General features: G+C 68.8%; 9 protein-coding genes and 2 pseudogenes. 4 read left to right on the forward strand and 7 right to left on the reverse strand.

Features of this window, described 5'->3' with window-relative positions; translation table 11 throughout:
* Positions 1-132: 132 nt before the first annotated feature.
* Together ACFWDI_RS37840 and ACFWDI_RS37845 are read right to left on the reverse strand one after the other, a co-directional pair.
* Positions 133-1,577, reverse strand: a pseudogene (locus ACFWDI_RS37840) (NF041680 family putative transposase).
* Between the two features lie 90 nt (positions 1,578-1,667).
* Positions 1,668-2,039: a VOC family protein gene (locus ACFWDI_RS37845; RefSeq protein WP_385311278.1), complete on the reverse strand. Its 372-nt coding sequence runs from the start codon at positions 2,037-2,039 to the stop codon at positions 1,668-1,670.
* Between the two features lie 306 nt (positions 2,040-2,345).
* Here ACFWDI_RS37845 and ACFWDI_RS37850 point away from each other — a divergent pair, with 306 nt between their 5' ends.
* Complete coding sequence (locus tag ACFWDI_RS37850) at positions 2,346-3,179, forward strand: IS5 family transposase (protein WP_385311280.1); 834 nt, start codon at positions 2,346-2,348, stop codon at positions 3,177-3,179.
* 51 nt (positions 3,180-3,230) lie between these two features.
* Here the strand turns inward: ACFWDI_RS37850 and ACFWDI_RS37855 are convergent, their stop codons facing one another.
* Entirely contained in the window at positions 3,231-5,033 is a 1,803-nt protein-coding gene (locus ACFWDI_RS37855; RefSeq protein WP_385311282.1) for an FAD-dependent oxidoreductase, read from the reverse strand.
* 114 nt (positions 5,034-5,147) lie between these two features.
* On the opposite strand from ACFWDI_RS37855, the gene ACFWDI_RS37860 reads away from it, so the two are divergent.
* On the forward strand, positions 5,148-5,582 hold the full coding sequence (locus ACFWDI_RS37860; RefSeq protein ID WP_327327216.1) for a YchJ family protein: 435 nt from the start codon (positions 5,148-5,150) through the stop codon (positions 5,580-5,582).
* A 75-nt stretch (positions 5,583-5,657) separates the two neighbouring features.
* Here ACFWDI_RS37860 and ACFWDI_RS37865 read toward each other — a convergent pair whose 3' ends face one another.
* Positions 5,658-6,104 carry a hypothetical protein gene (locus ACFWDI_RS37865; RefSeq protein WP_385311284.1) on the reverse strand — a complete coding sequence of 149 codons (447 nt, stop codon included), beginning with the start codon at positions 6,102-6,104 and terminating at the stop codon, positions 5,658-5,660.
* A gap of 65 nt (positions 6,105-6,169) precedes the next feature.
* Positions 6,170-6,253, reverse strand: a pseudogene (locus tag ACFWDI_RS37870) (DJ-1/PfpI family protein); the annotation flags it as partial.
* Positions 6,254-6,465: 212 nt separating this feature from the next.
* On the opposite strand from ACFWDI_RS37870, the gene ACFWDI_RS37875 reads away from it, so the two are divergent.
* Complete coding sequence (locus tag ACFWDI_RS37875) at positions 6,466-7,428, forward strand: GlxA family transcriptional regulator (protein WP_385311286.1); 963 nt, start codon at positions 6,466-6,468, stop codon at positions 7,426-7,428.
* 31 nt (positions 7,429-7,459) lie between these two features.
* On the opposite strand, the gene ACFWDI_RS37880 is transcribed toward ACFWDI_RS37875, so the two are convergent.
* Positions 7,460-7,717, reverse strand: a complete 258-nt coding sequence (locus tag ACFWDI_RS37880) for a hypothetical protein (RefSeq protein WP_327327219.1) — start codon at positions 7,715-7,717, stop codon at positions 7,460-7,462.
* Positions 7,718-8,412: 695 nt separating this feature from the next.
* Entirely contained in the window at positions 8,413-9,483 is a 1,071-nt protein-coding gene (locus ACFWDI_RS37885) for an ATP-dependent DNA ligase (RefSeq protein ID WP_385311289.1), read from the reverse strand.
* Between the two features lie 54 nt (positions 9,484-9,537).
* Between ACFWDI_RS37885 and ligD the strand changes: the two genes are divergently transcribed.
* Positions 9,538-10,575 (forward strand): non-homologous end-joining DNA ligase, encoded by a 1,038-nt coding sequence (gene ligD / locus ACFWDI_RS37890; protein ID WP_385311291.1) that lies wholly within the window; start codon positions 9,538-9,540, stop codon positions 10,573-10,575.
* Positions 10,576-10,613 lie beyond the last annotated feature (38 nt).

Genomic DNA, 10,613 nt, shown 5'->3' on the forward strand with positions numbered 1-10,613 from the left:
GACCAGGGACGCAGTTCACCGATCTTCACTGGTAGGCCCCCCTTCCGCTCTGTTTGTTGTACATGCATCACAAACAGGCACCCAGCTTGTTCTTTAACCCTTCAACCGTTGTAGGGCGGTAAGGGTCTTCTCTCAGCGGACGGTTTTGCCCACGTCGTAGCGGGGTGCCCGGTGTCTGTTCGGGGTGCCGGGCGGTCGTCCGGGTCCGGGCCGGTGGGGTTTCGGTGCTTTGGCGGGGCAGGGCATGTGCTGGCGGAGGTTTCGAAACGTCCGCCGGACTCGGGCGGGTGTGAGGTGGTGTGGTGCGGCCGGCCTCTCCCAGGGGTGCCGCAGGTCGCGGGTGAGCGGGCGGGCGAGCCGGAGCTGGGTGTAGGCGGCGATGATCAGCCACGTCCACCGGTCCGCTGCCTCCGATTCCCGCAGTTTGGGGCGGGTCCAGCCGAGGGTCTGCTTGAACAGGCGGAACGTGTGCTCCAGGTCGAACCTGCGCAGGAACGCCTGCCAGGCCCGGTCGACATCCGCGCCGTCGGCGCCGGTCTTGGAGGACCACAACCACACGGCCGGGGCCGCCCGGTTCTTCGACAGGTGCTCGACTTCCAGCCGGATCAATGTGCCCTCGATCAGTGGGAGTTCGCCCTCGTGTTCCAGCCAGGCGGCCCGGTGGGTCAACCGCGGATGGACCCGGTCCCATGCCTGGGTGACGGCCTTGCCGTAGTTCGCGGTGGCCGTGCGGGTGGTGACGGAGGGCTCGGGCCAGGTCTCGGGCTTGGCGAAGCGGAGTTCCGGCCCGTGCTTCGGCGGCCGGCCTCCCTTCGGGTCGTAGACCCGTGGCGGTTTCGGCAGCCGCATCACGCGGTCACCGCGGACGCGCCCGACCAGCTCGACGGGCAGGTCCCGCAGGACCCACGCCAGGCGGGTGACGTCGTAGCCGGCGTCGGTCACGATGACGATGTCGGGCTCGCCCGGCACCCACTGGCCTGCCGCGACGAGTCGTTCGACGACGTCACGGAGTTGAGCTAGGTCACCGCGGTGGCGTCGTCGGCCGGGCCGAGCCGGACCGCGTCCAGGATCTGCGTCCAGGACGTGGCGCCCATCTCCAGCACGGCGACGAACGAGTAGGGCCAGCCGGGGATGAACTGGGAGGCCGTCTTTGCCCGCCCGTAGACGTGGCAGAACAGCCGGTTCGGCGAGCACGGAGCGTCCGACCGCAGCCACGGTGACACGTCGACGGCCAGAACCAGGCGCCCGTCGGGGAACCGGGGCAGCGGCAGGCCGGCCAGCAGTGACCGCAGCCGGTCCACATCGATCCGCCCCTGGTTCAGGCTGGCGTACATCGCTCCGTGCCCACGTCGATGTTCTGGCAGGAGCGTCAGCTCGACTGCCGAGTGCACCGCACCCGGCGCACACAGCACCGCGTCCGCCAACTCGAACAGCTCATCGCCCCGAACGGTCAGACACGCGTACAACTCATCGCGGAAGCGTGACGCTTCCGCGAACGCTTCCCCCGGAACTGCTTCAGGCAGCAGACTCACCCTCACGGCCTTCGTTCTGATCGGTGCACCTTGGTCGGAGCACATGATCAGACGAAGGCCGCCTCAGCGTCCGGAGAATGCCCAGGTGAGCGACCCAGTTCGAGTCATTTTCGACGCCGGACCCTGAAGGCAGGGTCAGGCTCCCTCGGGAGTGATCAGGCAGAAGGGATGGCCGACGGGGTCCTCGTAGACGCGGTAACCGATCGGCTTGTCCGAACCATCCAGCAGCGTCGCACCGAGGGCGAGCACCTGGGCCTCAGCCGTATCGAGGTTCGTGACCATCACGTCGATGTGCATTTGCTGAGGACGCGCGGAATCCGTCCACCGCGGCGCGCGAAAACCGTCCACCCGCTGGAAGGCGACCACCGGGGCGCCCGCCGCGTTCTGGAGCACGACGAAGTCGCCGGTGTCTGCCTGCCGTGAGAGCGACAGCAGCTTCTCGTAGAAACCGGCGAGTTCATCCGGGTCGGGGCAGTCGATGACAACGGTGTACAGGCGTCCGATCATCCAGCTCACTCTGCCACTGGCCCGCAAGCGGGCCAAACGGCAGGGGCCCAGCCCAAGGTTAAAGAACAAGCCCAGAGGGTGTTTAACGCCTATCTGAGATGATTTGCAGTGGTCTGCGCCTTGGTCTGTCGGGTGCCACTGAAGCTGATGGTGGCGGTGATGCAGAAGTCGCGGCGACAGCGCCGTGTTGGCCCATCTGATCCTGTCTCATCCCGCGATGCGCCGTTGTGCGCCTTCTGCTTCCGCTGCGGGGTGCTCACGCCTGGGCCCGATGGCCGGCCGGCCGGTACCCCTGAATCATGACTAATGTGTCGTCGCTACCCGAGTGATCTGTCCGATGCGCGCTGGGAGTTGGTCGAACCGGTCCTCGCCGCCTGGCGGGCCGAGCGCCGGGGCCGAGGCCTGGACATCGGCCGCCCGCCCGACCACGACCTGCGGATCCTGCTGGACGCGGTCCTCTACGTGAACCGCACGGGCATCCCCTGGCGCTGTCTTCCGCACGACTACCCGCCCTGGCCCACCGTCTACGCCTACTTCGCCCGCTGGCAGGAGGAGGGAGTATTCGACCAGCTCAACACCCTGCTCCGGCGCCAAGTACGCTGGCAGGAGGGCCGCGAGGACGAACCCTCCGCATGTGTCATCGACTCCCAGAGCATCAAAACCTCCACCAACGTCCCCGCGGCCGGACAGGGCATCGACGCCAGGAAGAAGATCGTGGGCCGCAAGCGGAGCATCGTCATCGACACCGTCGGCCTGCTCCTCGGCGTGCTGGTCACCGCGGCGAGCGTGCAGGACTCCGTCGCCGGCCAGCACCTTATCGACCGGGTCGCCGCCGAACATCCCACTGTCCGCAAGACTTGGGTCGACGGCGGATACCGCCAGCACCTCGTCGAGCACGCCGCCACCCTCGGCATCGACATGCACATCGTCCGCCGCGACCCCGCCACCAGAGGTTTCTCCGTCCTGCCCCGCCGCTGGACCGTCGAGCGGACCCTGGGCCGGCTCATGAACCACCGCCGCCTGGCCCGCGACTACGAAGCCCACCCACACCGCTCCGAAGCCATAATCCACCTCGCGATGATCAACCTCATGACCCGCAGACTCACCGACGAGTCCACCCCAACATGGCGCGGCGCTTGAACTAACCCCAACCCGGCAATCGGGGATGAAACAACGGGACGAAATACCCTCTCAGCCCAGGTCGAACGCGTTGCGCAGCCCCAGCCGGTAGCGGGTGCGGTCGTGGCGCTTCATCAGCTCGATCTCCGGGGCGCGGAAGAGCGGCTTCACCGTGCAGCGCGCCGCCGGTGAACCGACGCTGTCCAGCAGGGCGTTGACGGCCGCGCGGGCCGAGGCGTTGGCTCCCTCCATCGTGGCCAGGTCGATGTCGACGGCGACATAGTCGCCGGCCAGGAAGAAGTTGGGGATCCGGGTGGCTGCCTTCGGGCGGTTGTGGAAGGTGCCGACCGGGTGGATGAGGAGCTCGTCCTCATTGGTCGGGTTCGGGGTGCCGAGGCCGGCCACACCCGGGTCGAGGAACCAGGAGTGCAGCGCGCTGTCCTTGAGCACCGTGCGGCCCGTGTCATTGACACTCGCCTTGAGCTGGGCCCACACCTCCCGGGCGACCTCCGCACGGGTGCACTGCTTGGCGGTCTTCCCGTACAGGATGCCGGCCTTGTCCCACTCGGAGATGTCCACGGACAGGCAGTCCACCGCGACGCCGTCGCCGTAGTCGGCTGGGAAGTTCCGGGACGGCCAGTGTCCCGCCTGCTGAATGGCTGTCAGGGACCAAGGGGAGTCGATGCAGTTGAGGTGCCCGTTGAGCAACGGAGCCCGCTCGGTCAGATAGAACTGAATGCCCGTCATCCAGTCCGTCTCCAGGTTGTCGCAGCGCGCCAGCTGCGAGTCCGCCGCGCGCAGCTCGGCTCCCCAGGTCCGCCGCGCGTGCTCCACCGGCATCGCCGAGATGTAGTGGTCGGCGGTGACCGGCCGGCGCACGCCCTGCGGGTCCTCGATCACCGCGGCCGTGACCCGCCCGGAGCCGTACTTCACCTCCCGTACCGTCCAGCCGATCTTGAACTGGACGCCCAGCTTCTCCAGATGGGTCACCCAGGGGTCGATCCAAGCCTCATTGGTGGGGGCGTTGAGTATCCGGTCGAGTGGTCCGTCGGCGCCCCGGCCCAGCGCGTTGAAGACGAAGGCCTCGAGGAGAGTGGCGACCGTACGGGTGCTGGCCTCCTCGGCCTTGGTCGCGACGATGTTCCGGGTGAGTCCGACGGCCAGGACGCGCTGGTAGTCGTAGCTCATCCGCTCGGCCCGGATGAACTCCCACCACGGCGTGCGCTCCCACGTATCGTCGCGCCGCTCGTCGCAGCTGGTGAGAAAGACGAGCCCGCGGTTCACGAAGTAGGCGGTCTCATGGGCCGGGATGCCCAGGGCCGTGTCCAGCGCGGCGGTCAGGGCGCGGCGGATCTCGTCGAGTGTGAGCTGGGCCGGCTTGTGGCCCGGCCAGGGCAGCGGGATCCGTAAGTCCTCGCGCCCGGTGCGGGCGAACGACATCTCGGGTGGCGCCACCAGGTTGTCCCAGACCCCGTTGGCGTTTCCCGGGTACGGGATGCGCCGCATCGTGTCCGGCAGGTTGTGGTAGATGCCGGGGATGAAGCGGAAGCCGTGCTCGGCGGGCAGCGGCCGGCGGCCGCCCTTCGCGCTGTTCGGGACGTCCATGCTGCGGGCCTTGCCGCCCAGTGCTCTGCGCTCGTAGACGGTGACCCGGAATCCGCGGTCGGCCAGTTCATGAGCGGCGGTGAGTCCGGCGACCCCGCCGCCGAGTACGGCGACCGACTGGGCGGCCGGAGCGGCAGGTGTGCCGTGGACGGCGGCGCGTTCCGCCGCGACGGCCGCGACGGCCGTTTCCGCCGAGGTCAGCGCCGCTGTGCCGCCGACCGCCGCAGCCCCCGCCATAAAGGTGCGTCGTGTGTTTCCCACCCGATCCATCCCCAACCCCTTACCGACGGTAACTGTCGCGTCCGGCGCAGGAGCATACGGAGATCCCTCATGACCCGGAAGCCACGCGCGGGCCCATTCGTGCAATGGCTGGAAAATGGAGTCATGTCCCGACGCAGCTCACGCCCCAAACGCACCGTCCCACCCGCCCTGACCGCAGACTCGCCCTGCCCCTGCGGGCTACCCGCGGCCTACGGCGAGTGCTGCGGCCGCTTCCACTCGGGCGAGCACGCAGCCCCCACCGCCGAGCTGCTGATGCGCTCCCGCTACAGCGCCTTCGTGGCCCAGGACGCCGCGTATCTGCTGCGCACCTGGCACCCCGCGACCCGGCCGCCGCATCTCGAACCCGACCCCGGCATGCACTGGCAGGGGCTGGAGATCCTTCAGACCACAGACGGCAGCCCCTTCCATTCCTCGGGCACGGTCACCTTCCGCGCCCGCTACCGGCACCACGGCAAGCGCGGCGAACTGCACGAGCGCAGCAGCTTCGAACGGCACGGCGGCGCCTGGGTGTACGTCGACGGTGTCTTCCTGGAGTGAGTGCCGAGGGCGCACAACCCCGGGTCGGGCGCATGTGACGGCGGTCCAGGGGATCATGCCTCGTCACGCCGCCCGTCACGCGCCTGTCGTGGATCCGGGCCGCACGATCATCAGGGCCGTGACGGTCGCCCACAGCAGATTGAACACCCCCGTGGACATGGCGAGCCTGGCGGAGGCGACGGCGCCGAGGTTCTCCAGGACCGCGCTCTGCCCGGGCAGTACCAGCAGCGCGAGGACTCCGGCGGCGACCGTCGTGAGCACGATGGAGACGATCAACCAGGCGTCGCCGAGGACATGCAGGCTGTTGGCGGTGGCGAGACCGAAGACGGGCACGACGACACCGACGGTCGCGTAGACGCGGCAGATGCGGTGGAGATTGCGTACGGCACCGAGCGCCTGGTCGCTGTCGGGCTCGGCCGCGGCACGGCGGGCGGCGGCCGGGAACGCGCTGGCCGCGACGGTCACCGGGCCGATCGCGATGATCGCGGCCAGGACATGGACGATGAGCAGGATCTTGGTCATGCCGGCCGGCCATCGAGGAGGGGGGCCGCGCCGCGGGCGCTCCGGACCGTGCTCCGGCGCATGCCCGTGCCGCCGGCGCCGAGCACTTCGTACGGGGCGATGACGTCCAACGGGTCGGAGCCGTCGAACAGAACGATCTGGGCGAGCATCCGGCACCAGTCCTTATGTCTCGGGAATCTCGTGAAGAGCCGCCCCCGCAGGGGCGGCCGGACCGACGCTAATGAGCGCCGACGACGACGGACAGTGGCATGAATGCCATCTTCCAACGGATTCCCGCCAGACCCTCTCGCAGTGGCTTCCGGCACAGAAGAGCAGCTCACAGCCTCTTGGCCGGAAAGCCTCGGGCGCTTAGGTTATGGCCATGCACACCGTGGCCGTACTCGCCCTGGACGGGGTCATCGCCTTCGACCTGTCCACGCCGCTCGAAGTGTTCGCCCGCACCCGGCTGCCCGACGGCAGGGCCCCGTACCGGGTCCGGGTCTGCGCTCCGGCGGACGAGGTCGACGCGGGCGCGTTCACGCTGCGCGCGCCCTTCGGCCTGGAAGCGCTGGCCGAGGCGGACACGATCATCCTGCCGGGCTGCGCCGATCCGACCGTGCCGGTCCCGCCCGAGGTGCTCGACGCGCTGCGGGCAGCTGCCGCTCGCGGTACTCGTATCGCCTCGATCTGCGCCGGCGCGTTCGTCCTCGCCGCCACCGGCCTGCTGGACGGCCTGCGTGCCACCACCCACTGGCTCGGCGCGGCCGGGCTCGCCGCACTGCACCCCGAGGTCGAGGTGGACCCCGATGTGCTGTACGTCGACAACGGACAGTTCCTGACCTCGGCCGGGGCCGCCGCAGGACTCGACCTGTGTCTGCACATGATCCGCCGGGACCACGGCTCGGCGGTGGCGGCGGACGCGGCACGGCTGTCGGTGATGCCGCTGGAACGCGAGGGCGGGCAGGCGCAGTTCATCGTTCACGACCAGCCGCCGAACCCGGACGGCGCGACCCTGGAACCTCTGCTGCGCTGGATGGAGGAGAACGCCGGGCGTGAGCTCACTGTCGGCGACATCGCGGCGCACGCGGGCCTGAGCACCCGCACCCTCAACCGCCGCTTCCGCGAACAGACGGCGACCACACCCGTGCAGTGGCTGCACCGGGCCCGTGTCCGCCAGGCCCAGTATCTGCTGGAGACGACGGCGTACTCGGTGGACCGGATCGCCACCCAGGTCGGCTTCGGCTCACCGACGGCGTTCCGCGACCGCTTCAAACGGCAGGTCGGCACCAGCCCGCACGCCTACCGCCGTGCCTTCCAGGGCTCGCCCGAGGCGCAGCGGATCTGATGTCCCGGGATCGTCGCCCGGACGCGGCGGGTCAGTAGGTGCGGCCCGGCTTGATGATCAGTCGCGGGTTGTATGCGGCCAGGATCTTGTTGGACATCGCCAGCGTGGACAGCGCGTGCTCCCGGTCCGCCCGGTCCTCCGCACACAGCGGGCCACGGAACCGGTACACCTCACGCACGGCGCACTCGGCGTCGATCTCCGCCTGCAGAATGTGGATCGGCATGCAGGACCCGATCAGCGCGGCGACTCCATCGGGGATCGGTACGGGGATGAGGGGTGACGCGGTCACGTGTAGTCCTTCTCTGCTTCTTCCGTCGGGCGCCGGCGGTCGGCGTCCTACCCTCCATACGTACCGGACGGGTTTCCGGCTTTGACGGCGGGATTGTCTCTGTGCGGCAACCGTTTTCGGATCACCCTTTGAGGAGCCGGCCATGGGCGTACGCAAGATCTGAAGGGCGAAACAGGGCGGCGATCCTGCCGAACGTCTCCCGGTCGAACTGGTCAGGAACGACGGTGTCGTACGAGAAGTGCGCACTGCCCGGCTCGCCCGGCCGTACGCCTCCGGCGGCACCGCCGACATACCTTACGCGAACGCGGTCGAGGCTCCCTCATCGGTGGTCCTGCGGCGAAAGGGAAGTGACGGACAGTGGCGGCCGGTTACTGCTGTGGCCCTTCATGTGCGAAGTGGCCGTTGTGACAAAGGGGTTGACCGGGTTGCTGATCCATTCCCTGACGATCAATCGCTGTGCCGGCCCGGCCGCGTAGGCGAAGAAGCTCGAGGCGCTCCACGCGTGAATGACCTGCGGGGCCAGGGGTGTCGGGGCAATGAGCCGTCGCTGTGCTCGCGCAGACGGCGGGCGCACAATGCGCCCCAGGTCGCCAAACACCTCCCGCAGTCGGTGAGTTGATCACCGAAGACGGTCCCGAGATGGCGCAGCCGGTCGAGCCGCCGTCGCCGGGCGGCAGTCCGGGCCGGGGTCCTGCTCACTCTCCAGGGGGTGACAGCACTTCGGACAGGTCGTACCGCACCGGTTCCTCCAGCTGCGAATAGGTGCAGCCGTAGGGATCACGGTCCGGCCGCCACCGGCGGAACTGAGCGGTGTGCCGGAAGCGGTCGCCCTCCATGTGGTCGTAGGCGACCTCGATCACCCGCTCGGGCCGCAGCGCCACCCAGGATAGGTCCTTCTTGCCGGTCCAGCGGCTGGTCGCACCGGGCAGCCGGGCGCTCTCATGGGCGCTCTCGTCCGTCCACGCCGCCCATGGATGGTCGTCCGGGGGATCCATCCGCAGCGGCTCGAGCTCCTGGACCAGCTCCTCGCGCCGCTTCATGGAGAACGCGGCGCAGACGCCGACATGCTGCAGCGAGCCCGAGTCGTCGTACAGGCCCAGGAGCAGTGAGCCGACGATCGGGCCGCTCTTGTGCAAGCGATAGCCGGCCACCACGGTATCCGCCGTGCGCTCGTGCTTGATCTTGAACATCAGCCGGGCGTCCGGCCGGTACGGCAGGTCCAGCGGTTTGGCGATGATCCCGTCCAGTCCCGCGCCCTCGTACCGCTCGAACCACTCCTGCGCCAGCTCGGCATCGGTGGTGGCGGGTGCGAGATGTACCGGCGGCCCGGCGTCGGCCAGTGCGGCGGCCAGAGTGGTGCGCCGCACCGAGAGCGGCGCGTCCAGCAGAGCTTCGTCACCGATGGCGAGCAGATCAAAGGCGACAAAGCTCGCCGGGGTCTGTTCGGCGAGCAGTCTCACCCGGGACTCGGCCGGGTGAATGCGCTCGGTGAGCTTGTCGAAGTCCAGCCGCCCCTCGTGCGCGATGACGATCTCGCCGTCGACGACACAGCGGTCGGGGAGATTGGCCAGCAGATCGTCGGCCAGCTCCGGGAAGTAGCGGGTGAGCGGCTTGCCGGTCCTGGAGCCGATCACCAGCTCATCGCCGTCCCGGTGGACGATCGCCCGGAAGCCGTCCCATTTGGCCTCGTACTGCATACCCGGCGGGATCTTCTTCACTGGCTTGGCCAGCATCGGCTTGACAGGCGGCATCACAGGAAGATCCATGCATTGATTCTGCCCGATATGCGGCATATCTGCGCTCGGCCTACCGTGGCGCACATGGGTGCAGCGGTGGAACTGGAGGCCGGCGGGCGCACCGTACGGCTGTCCAATCCGGACAAGATCTACTTTCCCGAGCGGGGCTTCACCAAGCTGGACGTGGCCCGGTACTACCTGGCTGTGGGGGAAGGGATCACCCGCGCCCTGCGCGACCGCCCCACCACTCTGGAGCGCTACCCCGACGGCGTCGAGGGCGAGTCCTTCTTCCAGAAACGCGTGCCCAAATACCTCCCCGACTGGATCCCGACGGCCCATATCTCCTTCCCCAGCGGACGGTCGGCCGACGAGATGCGCCCGACCGAGGTCGCTGCCGTGATCTGGGCGGCCAACCTCGGCACGCTGACCTTCCACCCCTGGCCGGTACGCGGAGACGCCGTCGACCACCCGGACGAGCTGCGCATCGACCTGGACCCGCAGCCGGGCACCGACTTCAACGACGCCGTCAGGGCCGCACATGAACTGCGCGTGATCCTCGACGAGCACGGCCTGCGCGGCTGGCCCAAGACTTCCGGCGGCCGCGGCCTCCATGTCTTCGTACCGATCGAGCCGCGCTGGGACTTCACGCATGTGCGGCGGTCGGCCATCGCCGTCGGCCGCGAGCTGGAGCGGCGGATGGAGGGCAAGGTGACCACGGCCTGGTGGAAGGAGGAGCGCGGCGAGCGGATCTTCGTCGACTACAACCAGACCGCCCGCGACCGCACCATCGCCTCCGCCTATTCCGTACGTCCCAAGCCGCACGCCCCGGTCTCGGCCCCGCTGCACTGGGACGAACTCGACGATGTGTCGCCGTACGACTTCGACCTGGTGACCATGCCCGCCCGTTACGCCGAACTCGGCGATGTGCACGCCGACATGGACGACCACGCCTTCTCCCTGGAGAGCCTGCTGGAGCTCGCCCGCAAGGACGAGCGCGACCACGGCCTGGGCGATCTGCCGTACCCGCCGGACTATCCGAAGATGCCGGGCGAGCCGAAGCGGGTACAGCCGAGCCGCGCCAAGAAGGAGAAGGAGAAGGGGAAAGAGAAGGAGAGCGATTGAGCAGCCGTCGGCTCCCTTCCCGCCTGCGGGAAGGGAGC

Source organism: Streptomyces sp. NPDC060064, assembly GCF_042736455.1.
In the GTDB taxonomy this organism is placed as follows: Bacteria; Actinomycetota; Actinomycetes; order Streptomycetales; family Streptomycetaceae; genus Streptomyces.